Raw genomic sequence first — 16,750 nt, forward strand, 5'->3', positions numbered from 1 at the left:
TTGACCGCACCTTACTACTGGAGGGTGTGCGTGGCGCAGCTGCTGATCCTGACGCCGGCAGCCAACGATGACGTTCTCCCGGCCCTGTCTCTCCTGACCCATCGGGTGCGCGTGATCCCCGCGTCACCCGACCAGCTCGTGCGCGCACCCGAGTCCGATCTCGTCTTCCTCGACGCCCGCACGAACCTCGCGGGAGCCAAGGCGCTGGCGCAGATCCTCCGCACCACCGGGCTCTCGGTGCCGCTCGTGCTCGTGGTCACCGAGGGCGGCCTCACCGCGGTCACCCCGGACTGGGGCGTCGACGACGTGATCCTCGAGCACGCCGGCCCCGCCGAGATCGACGCGCGCATCCGCCTCGCCGTGGGCCGGGCGCAGGCATCCCAGCCGGCCGAGCGCATCCAGACCTCCGGCGTCGTCATCGACGAGGCCAGCTACTCGGCGAAGGTGCACGGGCGCACCCTCGACCTCACCTACAAGGAGTTCGAGCTGCTCCGCTTCCTCGCGGCGCATCCGTCGCGCGTGTTCACGCGCGAGCAGCTGCTCAGCGAGGTGTGGGGCTACGACTACTTCGGCGGCACGCGCACGGTCGACGTGCACGTGCGGCGGCTGCGCGCGAAGCTCGGCGACCTCGACTCCCTCATCGGCACCGTGCGCAACGTGGGCTACCGCTTCAACGTGCACGAGGAGGACGAGCGCGACGCCGACGTCACCATCCGGTGACATCCGCTTCACCACCCGGTCGCACCCCGGTGGCATGATGTGGGGATGACGGCCGAGACCACCCTCGACGAAGACCGCACCTCGAGCGATTTCGACGACGACTTCGAGCCGCTCGACACGGATGGCGCTCCTGAGCTCGTCTCGGAGCGCTACCTCGACCGCGAGCTCAGCTGGTTGGCGTTCAACCAGCGCGTGCTCGAACTCGCCGAGGACCCGCGCCTGCCGGTGCTCGAACGGGCCAACTTCCTGGCCATCTTCGCGACGAACCTCGACGAGTTCTTCATGGTCCGCGTCGCGGGCCTCAAGCGCCGCATCAACACGGGACTCGCGGTGCCGACGAACGTGGGGCGCACCCCGCACGAGGTGCTCACCGACATCTCCCGCAAGGCGCACGAGCTGCAGCTGCGGCACGCCGCCGCGTACCAGGAGCTCGTCAAGCCCGCCCTGGCCGATGCCGGCATCCGCATCGTCTCGTGGGAGGACCTCGACGAGGCCGAGCACGCGCACCTCCACGAGTTCTTCAGCTCGCAGATCTTCCCGGTGCTCATGCCGCTCGCCGTCGACCCGGCCCACCCCTTCCCCTACATCTCGGGGCTCTCGCTCAACCTGTCGGTGCGCGTGCGCAACAGCCGGACGGGCCGGCTCGAGTTCGCCCGCGTGAAGGTGCCGCAGATGCTCCACCGGTTCGTGCGGGTCGACCCCGACGAGCCGGTCGAGGATGCGCGCTACATCGCCCTCGAGGACCTCATCTCGAACCATCTCGAGGACCTCTTCCCCGGGATGGAGATCCTCGACCACCACGTGTTCCGCGTCACCCGCAACGAGGACGTCGAGATCGAGGAGGATGAGACCGAGAACCTCATCAAGGCGCTCGAGAAGGAGCTCCTTCGCCGCCGGTTCGGTCCGCCCATCCGCCTCGAGATCTCGAACGACATGGACGACGTCACGCTCGGCCTGCTCGTCCGCGAGCTCGACGTGACCGAGCAGGAGGTGTACCGGCTCCCGGCCCCGCTCGACCTCGGCGGCCTGTTCGACCTCGCACGCATCGACCGGCCGGAACTGCACTACCCCACGCACGTGCCCGCGACCAACGCGCAGCTGATGCGGTCCGAGCCGAACCTGCCAGCCGACGTCTTCGGCGCGGTCGCCCGCAAGGACATCCTCCTGCACCACCCGTACGAGTCCTTCGCGACGAGCGTGCAGGCCTTCCTCGAGCAGGCCGCCGCCGACCCCGACGTGCTCGCGATCAAGCAGACCCTGTACCGCACCTCGGGCGACAGCCCCATCGTCGAGGCGCTCATCGACGCCGCCGAGTCGGGCAAGCAGGTGCTCGCGCTCGTCGAGATCAAGGCCCGCTTCGACGAGCAGGCGAACATCTCGTGGGCGCGCAAGCTCGAGAAGGCGGGCGTCCATGTCGTGTACGGCCTCGTCGGGCTGAAGACGCACTGCAAGCTCGCGCTCGTCATCCGCCAGGAGAAGGGGCGGCTGGTCCACTACAGCCATATCGGCACCGGCAACTACAACCCGAAGACCAGCCGCATCTACGAGGACCTCGGCCTGCTCACCGCCGACGACCAGGTCGGCAAGGACCTCACGCGGCTGTTCAACGAGCTCTCCGGGTACGCCATCGAGAAGAAGTTCAAGCGCCTGCTCGTCGCGCCGCTGCACCTGCGGAAGGGTCTGCTCAAGCTCATCACGCAGGAGATCCGCAACGCCGAGGCCGGCCGGCCGAGCGGCATCCGCATCAAGGTCAACTCGATGGTCGACGAGGCGATCATCGACGGGCTGTACCGGGCGTCGAACGCGGGCGTGCCCGTCGAGATCTGGGTGCGCGGCATCTGCAGCCTGCGGCCGGGCATCCCCGGCCTGAGCGAGAACATCACGGTGCGCTCCATCCTCGGCCGTTACCTCGAGCACTCGCGCATCTTCACCTTCCACAACGACGGCGACCCCATCGTCTACATCGGCTCGGCCGACATGATGCACCGCAACCTCGACCGCCGCGTCGAGGCGCTGGTCCGCCTCACCGACCCCGACCACGTCGCCGACATCGGCGAGCTCTTCGACGAGGCCATGGACGACGGCACGAGCTCGTGGCACCTCGACGGCGACGGCATCTGGACCCGGCACTCCACCGACGACGAGGGCCGGCCCCTCGCCGACCTGCAGCACCTGCGCATCGAGCGCGTCGCGCAGCGCACGTCGCGCGTGGTCCGGAGCGCACGATCGGCGAAGCGACGATGAGCCCCGTCGCGACCGCCGTCTACGCAGCCGGCGCGGTGTGCTGGCGCGTCATCGACGGGCGCGTGCACGTGCTCGTCGTCCACCGCACCGTCTACGGCGACGTCACCATCCCGAAGGGGAAGGTCGACCCCGGCGAGACCCTCCCCCGCACCGCCGTCCGCGAGATCGCGGAGGAGACCGGACTGTCGGTCGCCCTCGGGGTGCCGCTCGGCGTCTCGCGCTACGCGCTGCCGAGCGGGCGCGAGAAGATCGTGCACTACTGGGCGGCCCGCGTCAGCGAGAAGGCCGTCCAGCGCTCGACGTTCCGCCCGAACGCCGAGATCGCCGCGCTCGAGTGGGTGACCATCAAGCGCGCCCGCAGCTACCTCACCTACGAGCCCGACCGCGAGATCCTCGACAACTTCGCGAAGCTCGTCGACCAGGGCGTGACGTCGACGTTCGCGCTCATCGTGCTCCGGCACGGCAAGGCCCAGGCGCGCGGCTCGTGGGACGGCCCCGACACGACGCGTCCGCTCGTCGAGCGCGGGGTGCGGCAGGCGGTCGCCCTCGCCGACACGCTGACCGCGTGGCGGCCGAAGAAGATCGTCTCGAGCCCGGCCGTGCGCTGCGTGACCACCGTGACCCCGCTCTCCGCGGCATCCGGCATCACGGTCAAGCGCGACGACGGCATCAGCCAGGACGCGTGGGAGGCCGGGCACGACGAGGTCCGGCGGGTCATCGGCAAGCGCGTGCGGGTCGGCAAGACCGCCGTCGTCTGCAGCCACGGGCCGGTCCTGCCGGAGATCATGCGGGAGATCGCCCTCGCGACGGGGACGCCGCTCGGCTCGTACGTGACGGATGCCGCGGGCATCGACGTCGGCGAGTTCAGCGTCGTCCACCTGTCGGCCACGAACCCCTCCTCGGGCATCATCGCCATCGAGACGCACGCCCCGAAGTCCTGAGCCTTCGGACGCGACCGACATGCAGCGGATGCGCAGCTTCCCCACCCGGTCTCGGCACCGGCTGTTCACCTTCCGTTCACCGAGGTGGGTTTCGCTGTTCACGCGATCGCGAGTCGGAATCGGCCGCGCCGGTCGATCCCCGCTCCCGTGTCCCCCACCCGAAGGATCCCAGTGAATCGCACGCGCCTGCTCGCGTCCGCCGCGCTCGCCGCGACCACCGCCCTCCTCCTCTCCTCGTGCGCCGTCAACGAGATGGGCCTCGACGACACCGGTTCGAACCTCGACGGGTACGTCATCGGCGCCGGATCCTCGGCCCAGGGCGCCGCGCAGCAGGCCTGGGTCGCCGGTTTCCAGACGGCGCACCCGCACGTGACCGTCGACTACGACCCGTCCGGGTCCGGAGCCGGCCGCGACACCTTCATGGAGGGTGCGAGCGACTTCGCCGGATCCGACCGCGCCTACACGCTCGACGAGCTCGACGAGGGCCGGTTCGGCCGCTGCGCACCGGACTCCACCGTCATCCAGCTGCCGCTCTACATCTCCCCCATCGCGGTCGTGTTCCGGCTCGACGGCATCGACACGCTCGACCTCGACGCCGCCACCATCGCGGGCATCTTCGCCGGCGACATCGTGAACTGGAGCGACCCGGCCATCGCCGCGACGAACCCCGACGTGGAGCTGCCCGACCTGCCCATCACGGCCGTGCACCGCTCGGACGACTCCGGCACCACCGAGAACTTCACGGAGTACCTCAACGCGGCCGCGCCAGACGTGTGGGAGTGGGAGGCCGACGGCGTGTGGCCGTTCGCCGGCGGCGAGGCCGCCCAGGGCAACTCGGGCGTCGTCGACACCGTCGGCAAGGGCGTGGGCACGATCGGCTACGCCGACGCGTCGCGCGCCGGCGACCTGGGCACGGTCGCCGTGCAGGTCGGCGAGGAGTTCGTGCCCTTCTCGCCCGAAGCCGCGGCGGCGATCGTCGACGCGTCGCCGCTCGAGGAGGGCCGCGCCGAGGGCGACCTCACCATCGCCATCGACCGCACCACCGAGCAGGCGGGCGTCTACCCGATCGTGCTCGTCAGCTACCTCATCGCCTGCGAGGAGTACGTCTCGCCCGAGAACGTCGAGGTGGTGCGGGAGTACCTCGCCTACATCGCGAGCGAGGAGGGCCAGCAGGCCGCTGCCGAGGACGCCGGCTCGGCGCCGATCTCGGATGCGCTGCGCGACCGCGCCATGCAGGCGATCGAGTCGATCCGGTAGGCGGACTCCCAGCTGCGGCTCCCCCGCCGGTCGATCCCGGTTCACCTGCCGTTCACCCTCGTGGGGGACGCTCGTCACGCACGCTGGTTAGCGTCGCAGGCGGGTCGGCACCGGCCCACCCCCTGCATTCCAACCCCGGAAGGGAATCACGTGAACCTCAAGCGTTTCGGCGCGCCCGCCGTCATCGCCATGACCGCGGCGCTCGCACTCAGCTCCTGTGCTGCGAACGAGGGCGGCGCCACCGAGAACGGCGACGCCGGCTCGGAGTCGACGCTCTCCGGCAACCTCGTCGGCGCCGGCTCGTCCGCCATGGATGCCGCCCAGCAGGCCTGGATCGCGGAGTTCCAGAACGCCAACCCCGACGTCACCATCGACTACGACCCGTCCGGTTCGGGCGCGGGGCGCGACACGTTCCTCGAGGGCGCGAGCGGCTACGCCGGCTCCGACCGCGCGTTCAACGACGAGGAGATCGCCGCCGGCGGCTTCGCCGCGTGCGCGCCGGACTCGACGATCATCCAGCTCCCGCTCTACATCTCGCCGATCGCCGTCATCTTCAACCTCGACGGCATCGACTCACTGAACCTCGACCCGGCCACCATCGCCGGCATCTTCGCGGGCCAGATCACCAACTGGAACGACCCGGCGATCGCCGCGACGAACGAGGGCGTCGAGCTGCCCGACCTGGCGATCACCCCGGTCCACCGCTCCGATGACTCGGGCACGACCGAGAACTTCACCGACTACCTCGCCCAGGCCGCTCCCGAGGTGTGGACGTACGAGGCCGACGGCGTCTGGCCGTTCGAGGGCGGCGAGGCCGCGCAGGGCACGTCCGGCGTGGTCGACGCTGTGACCAACGGCACGGGCACCATCGGCTACGCCGACGCGTCGCGCGCCGGCGACCTCGGCACCGCCGCGGTGCAGGTCGGCGACGAGTTCCTCGAGTACTCGCCGGAGGCGGCCGCCGCCATCGTCGACGTCTCGCCGTTCGTCGAGGGCCGTCCGGACGGCGACCTCTCGCTCGAGCTCGACCGCACGCCGGACGAGGCCGCCTACCCGATCGTCCTCGTCGCGTACTCGATCGCGTGCCAGCAGTACGAGGACTCGGCCACAGCCGAGCTGGTGAAGGCGTACTTCTCGTACATCGCCAGCGCCGAGGGCCAGGACGTGGCCGCCGAGAACGCCGGCTCGGCCCCGATCTCCGACACCCTGCGTGAGCAGGCGGTCGCGGCGATCGACTCCATCCAGTAAGAAGGTCGTGCCCGGCCCCGACGCTTCCGCGGAAGCCGGGGCCGGGCACAGCCCTGTTTTCGAATCAGACCAGAGGAACTCGCCAGATGAGCACCGCACCCGCCCCGATCCGGGCGAAACAGCGACCGGGGGACCGCGTCTTCTCGCGTTCCGCGGTCTTCGCCGGGTCGATGATCCTCGTCACGCTCGCGGCCGTGGCGACCTTCCTCATCGTGCAGAGCGTCCCCGCGCTCTTCGCGACCGGCGAGACCGCATCGATCCTCGACACGAACTTCTGGGCGTACGTCGGCCCGCTCGTGTTCGGCACGATCTGGGCGGCGGCGCTCGCCCTCCTCCTCGCACTGCCCGTCTCCATCGGCATCGCGCTCTTCATCTCGCACTACGCCCCGCGGCGCCTCGCCTCGGTGCTCGGCTACATCGTCGACCTGCTCGCCGCAGTGCCCTCGGTCGTCTTCGGACTGTGGGGCATCGGCGTGCTCGCTCCGGCGGTGCAGCCCCTCTACACCTGGCTGGTCGACAACCTCGGCTGGTTCCCGCTCTTCTCCGGTCCCGTCTCCGGCACCGGCCGCACGATCCTCACCGCCGCCGTCGTCCTCGCCGTCATGATCATCCCGATCATCACGGCCATCTCCCGCGAGGTCTTCCTGCAGACCCCCGTGCTGCACGAGGAGGCCGCGCTCGCGCTCGGCGCCACGCGCTGGGAGATGATCCGCACCGCGGTGCTGCCCTTCGGCCGTCCCGGCATCATCTCCGCCGCCGTCCTCGGCCTCGGCCGCGCGCTCGGCGAGACGATGGCCGTCGCCATGGTCCTCTCGGCCACCGGCGCCGTCACCTTCCAGCTGCTCACGTCGGTCAACCCGTCGACGATCGCCGCGAACATCGCGCTGAGCTTCCCCGAGGCCTACGGCATCAACGTCAACGTGCTGATCGCCACCGGCCTCATCCTCTTCATCGTCACCTTCGCGGTGAACGCGCTCGCACGTTGGATCGTGGCGCGCCGCAGCGAGTTCTCGGGAGCGAACTGATGACCACCACGCTCACCCCTCCGGAGCCCCGCGTCGCGACGCCCGTCAGCAACTCGCTGACCGCCGGCAAGCTGCCCAACGGCGCACCGTGGATGATCCTCGCGGCGAGCCTCCTGGTCTCGGCGGGCCTGTTCGGCGTGATCGCGCTGAGCGGCGCCGAGTTCAACTGGGTCGGCACCCTCGTCGTCGCCGCACTCATCTACGTCGTCGTGATCACCGTGCTCTCACGCATCGTCGAGGGATCGCGCCGGTCCACCGACCGGTTCGTGACCTCGCTGGTGACGGGCGCGTTCCTGCTCGCGATGATCCCGCTCGTCTCGCTCACGATCACGGTCGTGACCTTCGGGCTCGCCCGCTTCGACCCCGAGTTCTTCACGTACTCGATGCGCAGCGTCACCGGCGAGGGCGGCGGTGCGCTGCACGCGATCGTCGGCACGCTGCTGATGACGGGCACCGCGGCGCTCATCTCGATCCCCATCGGCCTGATGACCTCGATCTACCTGGTCGAGTACGGTCGCGGGCGACTCGCGCGCGGCATCACCTTCCTGGTCGACGTGATGACCGGCATCCCGTCGATCGTCGCGGGCCTGTTCGCGTACGCGCTGTTCGCGATCTTCTGGGGTCCCGGCACCCGAACGGGCATCGCCGGGGCGGTCGCGCTCGCGGTGCTGATGATCCCCGTCGTCGTCCGCTCGAGCGAGGAGATGCTGCGGCTCGTGCCGAACGAGCTCCGCGAGGCCGCCTACGCGCTCGGCGTGCCCAAGTGGCTCACGATCGTGAAGGTCGTGCTCCCCACGTCGATCGCGGGCATCACGACCGGCATCATGCTCTCGATCGCCCGCGTCATCGGCGAGACGGCACCGCTGCTCATCGCGGCCGGCTTCACGAACAGCATGAACTACGACATGACCGAGGGGCGCATGCAGTCCCTCCCCGTGTTCGTGTACACCCAGTACGCCAACCAGGGCACGCCCGCCTCGGCCTATCTCGACCGTGCGTGGGCGGCCGCGCTCACCCTGATCCTCATCGTCATGGCGCTGAACCTGATCGCCCGCCTCGTGGCGCGGTTCTTCGCCCCCAAGTTCGGGCGCTGAGCCCAGACCCCCCAGTAAGGAAACCCGTGTCCAAGCGCATCGAGGTCCGCGACCTCAACGTCTACTACTCGAAGTTCCTCGCCGTCGAAGGCGTCACCCTCGAGATCGAGCCGCGCAGCGTGACGGCCTTCATCGGCCCGTCCGGCTGCGGCAAGTCCACGTTCCTCCGCACCCTCAACCGCATGCACGAGGTCATCCCCGGCGCGCGCGTCGAGGGCGAGGTGCTGATCGACGGCAACAACCTCTACGACCCGGATGTCGACCCGGTGCTCGTCCGCCGTCAGGTCGGCATGGTCTTCCAGCGTCCGAACCCGTTCCCGACGATGTCGATCAAGGAGAACGTCCTCGCGGGCGTGAAGCTCAACAACAAGCGCATCTCCAAGTCCGACGCCGACGATCTGGTCGAGAAGTCGCTCATGGGCGCGAACCTCTGGAACGAGGTCAAGGACCGGCTCGACCGCCCGGGCTCGGGCCTCTCGGGCGGCCAGCAGCAGCGCCTCTGCATCGCCCGCGCGATCGCGGTCTCGCCCGAGGTCATCCTGATGGACGAGCCCTGCTCGGCACTCGACCCGATCTCGACCCTCGCCATCGAGGACCTCATCGAGGAGCTGAAGCAGGAGTACACGATCGTGATCGTGACCCACAACATGCAGCAGGCGTCGCGCGTGTCCGACAAGACCGCGTTCTTCAACATCGCCGGCACCGGCAAGCCCGGCAAGCTCATCGAGTACGACGACACCACGACGATCTTCTCGAACCCGTCGCAGAAGGCGACCGAGGACTACGTGTCGGGCCGCTTCGGCTGATCCCGACCGCGCTCCACCGACGGCCCGTCCCCGATCCCGGGGGCGGGCCGTCGCCGTCAGTCGCGCGGCGAGAGCAGGTAGGCGTTCAGCGCGGCCGTGGTCTCGGCGTCGAGGGGCACTGTCGCGCCGTCGAGCTCCACGATGGGCGCGGCCATGCGCACGCTCGACACGAGCCACGCGGCATCCGCTGCCCGCAGGTCGTCGACGGTGAGGTCGCGGTACTCGGCGGTGCGCCCGATCGCCTCGAGGTGCGCGAAGACGCTGCGCTGGGTGGTGCCGTGCAGGATGCCGGCTGCGGGGGGCGGCGTGACGAACCGGTCGCCCATCCGCACGATCACGCTCGAGGTGGGTCCCTCGAGCACGTACCCGTCCGAGGAGATGTAGATCGCGTCGTCGGCGCCGCGCCGCTTGGCCTCGCGCAGCGCGGCCATGTTGCCCGCGTAGCTCAGCGTCTTCGCGCCGAGCAGCAGCCACGGGGCGCGCTCGCCGACGCCGTGCGCGACGCCGCGGTCGAGGGTGACGACGCGGATGCCGCGCTGGCGCGCCGCCGTGAAGTCGACGCCGGGCGTCACGTGCACCCATCCGGTCGGCTTCGGGCCCGGCTCGATCCCGCGGCTGAGCGCCAGCTTCAGGGCGAATTCGCCCTGGGCCGGCACGCGCTCGGCCGCGCGGGTGATGATGAGGCGCCACTGGTCGAGGTTCGGCTCCGGCAGCTCGCAGAGCCGCGCCGAGTTCACCAGTCGGGCGAGGTGCGGTTCGACCTCCTGCGGGTGACCGTCGATGATCGCGAGGGTCTCGAACACGCCGTCGCCGCGGTGCGGGGCGAGGTCGTTCACGGCCAGGGCGCCGGCGCCCGGTTCGACCTCGCGGAACGACGACTCGAGGAACTGTGGCGAGGCGTCGGTCGGCAGCGGATCGACCAGGAACGTGACGGTGTCGGCCATCCTCCGATGCTACGCCGGTGGCCGTCGTCGCGGCCGTGGCCGCGGTCGCACGGCCGTCGCGGCGCCGTGGTGGGCCCGCGGGCATGGAAGTGGCCGGCCGCAGAACGCCTCTCGGCGCGAGGCCGCTCGAAGCGGCGAGATTTGGAGCCCGGGGTTACTGCGACCGGCCACGACAAGTGTAAACGAGGGGCCCCCGAGGACTATTCCGCACGCCCGATCCCGGTGCGGGTCGGGCGTGTCGGACTCGACCGTGCTAGCCTGCGCCGCTGCTCAGTCGAGGCTGTCGTGCCGCCAGAGCCGCGCGCAGGCGGTGAGCTCCTCGGCGAGGGACGACAGGCGCAGCGCTCGGCGCGTGAGGATGCCGGGACGATCGGGGTGCACGGCGTCCGCGGCATCCGCGTCGTCGGCGAGGCTCGTGAAGCCGGTGGCGGCCACGCGCCCGAACGCCGAGGCGCGTTCCAGGGCCGCGGCGAAGTCGCCGGAGAACACGCCGCGAAGGATCACGTCGGCCAGCTCGCGCATCTCCGCGGGACCGGCCGGGGTGGGGGCGCCGGCCACGACCTGGTCGATGGTGCGCGACACCTCGGTGCCGCGCTGGAAGGCGAGGCTCACGCCCGCGGCATCCTGCCGGATCATCGTGCGCAGCAGGTAGATGCGCCACAGCGCGCCCGGAAGGCTCTTGGGCGAAGCCTGCGACCACAGCTCGGCGATCGCGTCGATGCCATGCTCATCGGTGTACGACACCAGCCGCGACACGATCTCGGGATCGGGGTCGGCGCGCACGCGCGACAGCACCGCCGCCGCGGTGTCGTGGGCGACTCGGCTCACCTGCGCGGGATCCTCCGCGCCGAGGTAACCCTCGAACATGCGCGGCGGAAAGCGCGTGGGACGGTGGAAATCTGCGGTCATCGCGGGCCACGATACCGCCGCGACCTGCGAGCCGTGCCGATTCCGCGCTCCGCGGAATCAGCTCCCGTCCTCCGCCGAGAGGAAGGCATCGACCTCCGCCATCGACTGGAGCCGAACGGTCGAACGCCAGTTCCTGCCGAGCCGTTCGTAGGTGACGATGGCATGGCAGTTACGGCAGCGAACGTCGCACTTGGCGATCTCGGCGGCGATCGTCGAGATCGCGTGCCCACCTTGTGCGAGCCGCATCACTCCGTCCTGCTTCTCGACGCCACTCCGGTGATCGAAGTCCAACACGCGGATGTCGGTTTCTCCGCAATCCACGCACGGATGCGTCAGGAGATGCCGACCGATCCACTCGAGTGCTCTGGATCGACGTGATTCCTTTCCAGCGACGATGCGCCGTAGCTGGCTCTCCCGATGGAGCGAATAGTAGGCGCGGGCATTCGCCCGGTTGCAGTCGCGGCACAAGGACTGCAGGCCGTCCTGCGAGGCCGTTCGTCGGTTGTATTCGACCAGTGGCCTAGACTGCTTGCATCTGCCGCATTGCTTCGTCTGCGTCACCTTGCCCCCGTAGCTCAGAGGCAGAGCAGCTGACTTTTAATCAGCGGGTCGGGATGTCGGAATTCCCCGGGGGCACCACTCAACGCCCCCTGCTGCTCCGGAGGTGCTCTGCCTGCGGATCGGTGGCCTGAACGTACGGCCAGCCGCCGACACGCTGCTCGCGACTCCGCGCCCGCCGACCGAACGGCACGGAGCCCCTCCGTGCGCCTGCCGCGTCCATCGCACGTGAACGTTCGGTGAAGTCTCGCCCGCCCGGCGATCAATCCATAGACCGCGGTCTATGGTTGAAGAGAGCGAGACGAAACGAGGTGCCATGACCGAGGCCGACCTGGGCGACGCGCGCGACCGCGCGGCCGCGTCATCCGCCGACCGGAGCGGGCTGCGAGCCCTCGACGACCCGTACGAGGTGCTGCAGCGCAGCGCTGAGCGGCTCGCCTCGCACTACGACGGCATCGTGAGCGCCGAGACGGCCGAGCGCGTCGTCTTCGAGTCGTACGCCGCGCTGAAGCGGACCGCCCGCGTGGACGCGCACCTCCCGAGCCTCGCGTACCGGTTCGCGAACGAGCGCCTGACCGCGCTCGCGCAGTCGAAGGGCGTCATCCCGAAGCCGGTGCCCGAGGTGCTGTTCGTCTGCGTGCAGAACTCGGGGCGTTCGCAAATGGCCGCCGCGCTCATGCGCGAGCTCGGCAGCGGGCGGGTGCACGTCCGATCCGCCGGGTCGCAGCCCGGGGAGGCGGTGCTGCCCTCCGTCGTCGACGCCATGCGCGAGGTCGGGCTCGACCTCGGCGAGGAATTCCCGAAGCCGCTCACCGACGACGTCGTGCGCGCCGCCGACGCGGTGGTCACGATGGGCTGCGGCGACGCCTGCCCCGTCTACCCCGGCAAGCGGTACCTCGACTGGCGACTCGAGGATCCGGCGGGGCTCGACGCCGACGGCGTCCGCCGCGTCCGCGACGAGATCCGCGCCCACGTCGAACGGCTGCTCGCCGAGATCCTGCCGACGGTCTGAGGGCGGTCAGCCGCGCGCGGGCCGGTCCTCCGGTGCGAGGTCGGGCGGCGACAGGACCCCGAACTCGTGCTGCAGCGCGCTCCGTGCCGCGTTCCAGCCAGCCAGGCCGTGCACACCCGGCCCCGGCGGCGTCGAGGACGACGCGAGGTACACGCCCGAGAGCGGCGTGCGCCACGGGTCGGGTGAGATCACCGGGCGGCGGACGAGCTGCATGAGCGACGGCGCGCCGGAGGCGATGTCGCCGCCGACGTAGTTCGGGTTGTCGGCCTCGAGGTCCACCGCCGACCGCGCGGAGGACGTGAGGATCACGTCGCGGAAGCCGGGCGCGAACCGTTCGATCTGCCGCACGACGGCCTCGGTGGGGTCGACGGTCGAGCCGGCGGGGACGTGCGTGTACGTCCACAGCGTGTGCCGCCCGTCCGGCGCCCTGGTCGGGTCGACGATCGACGGCTGCGAGACGAGCACGTAGGGCGATGCCGGATGCCGCCCGCGGGCGACCTCGCGCTCCCCCGCGGCGATCTCGGCGCGGGTGCCGCCGACGTGCACGGTGCCCGCCTCGGCGAGCGCCGGGTTCGCCCAGGGCACCGGCCCGGCGAGCGCGAAGTCCACCTTCGCGGCGGCGTTGCCGTAGCGGAAGCCCCGCAGCGCCCTCCGGTACCGGTCGGGAAGGCGATCCCCGGCGATGCGGTCGAGCGCGCGCGGGGTGACGTCGAGGACCACGGCCCGTGCTGCGGGCAGGGCCGCGAGGTCGTCGATCGCGGCATCCGTCACCACCTCGCCGCCGTGCGCCCGCAGGTCGTCGACCATGGCGCCGACGATCGCGCCGCTGCCGCCCACGGGGATCGGCCAGCCGCGGGCGTGGGCGAGCGCCGTGAGCACCAGCCCCGCACCGGCGGTCGCCGGCGAGGGCATGGGTCGGATCGCGTGCGCGGCGACGCCGGCGAGCATGGCGGGGGCGACCTCCTCGCGGAACCGGGCGTTCCAGGCCCACGATCCCTGCTCGAGCACGGCCAGCCCGAAGCGCAGTCCGACGAGCGGATGCCGCGGCACGCGTACGAGCGAGGAGCCGATGAGGTCCATGAGCGCATCGTCGTGCGCGGCCAGCCCGCGCAGGAGCCCGGCGTATGCGGCGCCGTCGCGCCCCAGCCCCTCGGCGGTGCGCTCGAGGTCGCGCCACGCGAGGCCGGCGCGGCCCCCGTCGAGCGGGTGACCGTACGAGATGGGCGGGAGGCGCAGCTCGATGCGGCGCTCGAGTTCGAAGCCGCGGAAGAACGGCGAGGCGAGCGCCATCGGGTGCACCGCCGAGCACACGTCGTGGAGGTAGCCCGGCAGCGTCAGTTCCTCGGTCCGGGCGCCGCCGCCGGGGGTCGGTGCCGCCTCGTAGACGCGGACGGACAGTCCGGCGCGAGCGAGCGTGACGGCCGCGGCGAGCCCGTTGGGGCCCGCCCCGACGACGATCGCGTCGACGGCGTCGGTCACTTGCCCTCCCAGCGACCCTCGGCGAGGTAGGCCAGGCGACGGAGCGTCTCCACGTTGCGCAGGCGGATGGCGGGCTGCCGGATCACCGACGGGAGGAACCTCGCCGGCCCCTCGGCGGCCTCCTCGTAGATGCGCACGAGGCAACCCCCGTCGGCCGGCTTCGCCTCGATGGCGACGACGGCCTCGCCGATCGGCCATCCCTTCGCGCGGAACACCGCACGCCGCGGCGGATCCCACTCGCGCGACTCGGTGACGTCGTCGAGGTAGATGGGCCAGATGCCCACCGAGTGGTGCAGGCGCGCGCCCGGACTCGGCCATCGGCGGTCGACATCGCGCATGCGCATGGCGCCCACGACCCAGACCGGATAGAGCCAGCCCTCGGCCAGCACCTCGAACACGGCCTCGGGCGGGCATGCCAGCCGCCGGACGTTGTGGGCCATCGGTCCTCCCCCGGCCGCCACGCACCCGCGCACGGCCTGTTCCGATGCTACGGGCGCGCCACCGGTCGAAGGCAACCCCTCGACGGATGCCGCGAACCGGGGCACCGCCTGGCGGGGTCGCGGCCGCATCGGCCTCGTCGCCCCGCCACGGCAGCCCCACCCCCATGGTTTCCCCTGCCGCAACCTGAGCTGCGGTGCACCGAGCGTACGCGTCCGACCCGGCGTGATGACACACCCCTGAACTGGGGGTGGACTGAGGCGACGATCGTGGAACAATGCCGGCGCGACGTGCCGCCGAGCCCCGCGGATGTCAGCCGACGATACGCCGGAACGCGCCCATGAGCGCCACCCGCTCGGCGGAGTCCCGGGCGAGCGGCGTGACGGTGAGCGTCGTCACGCCCGCGGCGGCGAAGGCCGCCACCCGCTCGGCGACCTCGGCGGGCGAGCCGATCAGCGAGATCGCGCGGACGAGGTCGTCGGGGACCGCGGCGATCGCCTCCTCGCGGCGGCCCTCGAGGTAGAGGTCCTGGATGTTCGCCGCCTCGTCCGCGTAGCCGTAGCTCGCGATCAGGTCGTTGTAGAAGTTCTTGCCGCGCGCGCCCATGCCGCCCACGTACAGGGCCAGGTTGGGCTTCACGGCCGCGATGGCGGCGGCCGCGGCATCCGCTCGGTCGGTGATCGCCAGGGCCGGGCTCGCGAACACGTCGAGCGGGCCGAGTTCGGGTGCCCGCTTCGCCAGGCCCGCGTCGAGCGCGTCGCCCCAGACGTCGCGCGCCCGCTCGGGGTGGAAGAACATGGGCAGCCAGCCGTCGGCGATCTCGGCGGTCTGCGCGACGGACTTCGCACCGAGCGAGGCGACCGTGATCGGGATGCGCTCGCGCACCGGATGGTTGATGAGCTTCAACGGCTTGCCGAGGCCGGTGCCCTCGCCCTCGGGCAGCGGGATGCGGTAGTGGCGTCCGGTGTGCACGACGGGCTCGCGCCGCCAGGTCATCCGGCACACGTCGATGATCTCGCGGGTGCGGCCGAGCGGCGCGTCGTACTTCACGCCGTGGAAGCCCTCGATGACCTGCGGGCCCGAGGCGCCGATGCCGAGCTCGAAGCGCCCGTCCGACACGTAGTCGAGGCCGGCGGCCGTCATCGCCGTGAGCGTGGGCGTGCGGGTGTAGAGCTGCAGGATGCCGCTCATGAGCGTCATGCGGGAGGTGCGCGCGGCGAGGAAGCCGAGCTGGCTGACCGCGTCGAACGAGTACGCCTCGGGCACGGCGACGAGGTCGACGCCCGCCGCCTCGAGCTCGGTCACCTCGTCGGCGACCTCGCGGAATCCTCCGGCGTAGTTCAGGAACATGCCGACGCGCATGCGTCACTCCTCGTCGTCGTGGGGTTCGGGCGGGCCGGCACACGGCGTGGGGGCGCGCGGCGGGCCACCACGACCCTAGCCGACGGCGAACGGATGTCGCGGCGCCCCCGATCCCCCGAGGGCCGCCGCGGCATCCGAGTCTCAGGTCTCGAAGGCGACGATCGGTTCGGTCGTCGGGGACTCGGAGCCGCCGGCCGGTTCGACGGTGATGCCCACGAGCAGTCCGGGCTCGAACTCGCCGTCGAGCACGACGTACGCGGCCCCGCGGTCCGGATCGAAGAGCCCGGCGGGCGTCGCGGCGGGCTGCTCGCCCGAGGCGTCGATGTACCAGAGCTCGTACGTGCGCTCGTCGCCGGGCTCGGGCAGGCGCTCGGCGCGGATGGCGGATCGCCCGAGCTGCTCGGACCAGACGAGGGTGACCTCTCCGCCGCTGGCGAGTTCGACCGTGGCGGTCTGCGCGTCGTCGGCCGCGGCGATGGCCTGGACCTCGCGCTGGGCGCCCCAGCCGGCGGTACCGGTCCAGTTGAGGCCGACGACGGCACCGGCGATGAGGAGCACGGCCGCCGCGGCGGACGCGACGAGTGCCGCGGGCCGCTGGAACCAGCGGCGCCGAGCGGCCCGCTCGGCCGGTCCGGCACCGACCGGTGCCATGGCATCGGCGGGCGTGGCGACGGGGGCGGGTCCCACGGGCGCGAGCGGCGTCGCCGGCGGCG

Annotated in this window: 16 protein-coding genes and 1 tRNA gene; 10 read left to right on the forward strand and 7 right to left on the reverse strand. The window is 71.3% G+C overall.

Going from position 1 to position 16,750, the window contains the following annotated elements:
- Positions 1 to 30 precede the first annotated feature (30 nt).
- The 8 genes from AVP42_RS10340 to pstB all read left to right on the forward strand — a co-directional run bounded on the left by AVP42_RS10340 (position 31) and on the right by pstB (position 9,335).
- A complete protein-coding gene (locus AVP42_RS10340) occupies positions 31 to 720 on the forward strand; it encodes a response regulator transcription factor (protein WP_067948732.1) in 690 nt (229 codons plus the stop codon).
- Positions 721 to 765: 45 nt separating this feature from the next.
- The gene (locus AVP42_RS10345; protein WP_067948734.1) at positions 766 to 2,964 is read left to right on the forward strand and encodes an RNA degradosome polyphosphate kinase; all 2,199 of its coding nucleotides are present in this window, start codon (positions 766 to 768) and stop codon (positions 2,962 to 2,964) included.
- Positions 2,961 to 3,905 (forward strand): NUDIX hydrolase, encoded by a 945-nt coding sequence (locus tag AVP42_RS10350; protein ID WP_067948736.1) that lies wholly within the window; start codon positions 2,961 to 2,963, stop codon positions 3,903 to 3,905. The genes AVP42_RS10345 and AVP42_RS10350 overlap by 4 nt, the downstream gene beginning before the upstream one ends.
- 171 nt (positions 3,906 to 4,076) lie before the next feature.
- Positions 4,077 to 5,162: a phosphate ABC transporter substrate-binding protein PstS gene (locus AVP42_RS10355; RefSeq protein ID WP_067948738.1), complete on the forward strand. Its 1,086-nt coding sequence runs from the start codon at positions 4,077 to 4,079 to the stop codon at positions 5,160 to 5,162.
- A gap of 150 nt (positions 5,163 to 5,312) precedes the next feature.
- Positions 5,313 to 6,410 carry a phosphate ABC transporter substrate-binding protein PstS gene (locus AVP42_RS10360; RefSeq protein WP_369798139.1) on the forward strand — a complete coding sequence of 366 codons (1,098 nt, stop codon included), beginning with the start codon at positions 5,313 to 5,315 and terminating at the stop codon, positions 6,408 to 6,410.
- 86 nt (positions 6,411 to 6,496) lie between these two features.
- The gene (pstC, locus tag AVP42_RS10365; RefSeq protein ID WP_067948740.1) at positions 6,497 to 7,435 is read left to right on the forward strand and encodes a phosphate ABC transporter permease subunit PstC; all 939 of its coding nucleotides are present in this window, start codon (positions 6,497 to 6,499) and stop codon (positions 7,433 to 7,435) included.
- Complete coding sequence (pstA, locus tag AVP42_RS10370; RefSeq protein ID WP_067948742.1) at positions 7,435 to 8,529, forward strand: phosphate ABC transporter permease PstA; 1,095 nt, start codon at positions 7,435 to 7,437, stop codon at positions 8,527 to 8,529. The genes pstC and pstA overlap by 1 nt, the downstream gene beginning before the upstream one ends.
- A 26-nt stretch (positions 8,530 to 8,555) precedes the next feature.
- The gene (pstB, locus tag AVP42_RS10375) at positions 8,556 to 9,335 is read left to right on the forward strand and encodes a phosphate ABC transporter ATP-binding protein PstB (RefSeq protein WP_067948744.1); all 780 of its coding nucleotides are present in this window, start codon (positions 8,556 to 8,558) and stop codon (positions 9,333 to 9,335) included.
- 56 nt (positions 9,336 to 9,391) lie between these two features.
- On the opposite strand, the gene AVP42_RS10380 is transcribed toward pstB, so the two are convergent.
- The 3 genes from AVP42_RS10380 to AVP42_RS16430 all read right to left on the reverse strand — a co-directional run bounded on the left by AVP42_RS10380 (position 9,392) and on the right by AVP42_RS16430 (position 11,749).
- Positions 9,392 to 10,279, reverse strand: coding sequence for an aminodeoxychorismate lyase (locus AVP42_RS10380; RefSeq protein ID WP_067948746.1), 888 nt, complete (start codon positions 10,277 to 10,279; stop codon positions 9,392 to 9,394).
- Between the two features lie 270 nt (positions 10,280 to 10,549).
- Positions 10,550 to 11,188, reverse strand: coding sequence for a DNA-directed RNA polymerase subunit beta (locus AVP42_RS10385; RefSeq protein ID WP_067948748.1), 639 nt, complete (start codon positions 11,186 to 11,188; stop codon positions 10,550 to 10,552).
- 57 nt (positions 11,189 to 11,245) lie between these two features.
- Positions 11,246 to 11,749, reverse strand: coding sequence for a hypothetical protein (locus tag AVP42_RS16430; protein ID WP_157356794.1), 504 nt, complete (start codon positions 11,747 to 11,749; stop codon positions 11,246 to 11,248).
- Positions 11,750 to 11,752: 3 nt separating this feature from the next.
- Between AVP42_RS16430 and AVP42_RS10395 the strand changes: the two genes are divergently transcribed.
- A tRNA-Lys gene (locus AVP42_RS10395) sits at positions 11,753 to 11,827 on the forward strand.
- Between the two features lie 235 nt (positions 11,828 to 12,062).
- Positions 12,063 to 12,758: an arsenate reductase ArsC gene (locus tag AVP42_RS10400; protein WP_082847162.1), complete on the forward strand. Its 696-nt coding sequence runs from the start codon at positions 12,063 to 12,065 to the stop codon at positions 12,756 to 12,758.
- A gap of 6 nt (positions 12,759 to 12,764) precedes the next feature.
- Here AVP42_RS10400 and AVP42_RS10405 read toward each other — a convergent pair whose 3' ends face one another.
- From AVP42_RS10405 to AVP42_RS10420, 4 genes are all read right to left on the reverse strand, one after another.
- Complete coding sequence (locus AVP42_RS10405) at positions 12,765 to 14,237, reverse strand: NAD(P)/FAD-dependent oxidoreductase (RefSeq protein WP_067948752.1); 1,473 nt, start codon at positions 14,235 to 14,237, stop codon at positions 12,765 to 12,767.
- Entirely contained in the window at positions 14,234 to 14,677 is a 444-nt protein-coding gene (locus AVP42_RS16435; protein ID WP_067948754.1) for an SRPBCC family protein, read from the reverse strand. Before AVP42_RS16435 ends, AVP42_RS10405 begins: the two co-directional genes overlap by 4 nt.
- Before the next feature lie 310 nt (positions 14,678 to 14,987).
- Positions 14,988 to 16,037 carry an LLM class F420-dependent oxidoreductase gene (locus AVP42_RS10415; protein ID WP_067948756.1) on the reverse strand — a complete coding sequence of 350 codons (1,050 nt, stop codon included), beginning with the start codon at positions 16,035 to 16,037 and terminating at the stop codon, positions 14,988 to 14,990.
- A gap of 141 nt (positions 16,038 to 16,178) precedes the next feature.
- On the reverse strand, positions 16,179 to 16,750 hold a 572-nt coding region (locus AVP42_RS10420; RefSeq protein WP_231878604.1), incomplete at its 5' end, for an anti-sigma factor.

Source organism: Agromyces sp. NDB4Y10 (assembly GCF_001620055.1).
GTDB lineage: Bacteria > Actinomycetota > Actinomycetes > Actinomycetales > Microbacteriaceae > Agromyces > Agromyces indicus.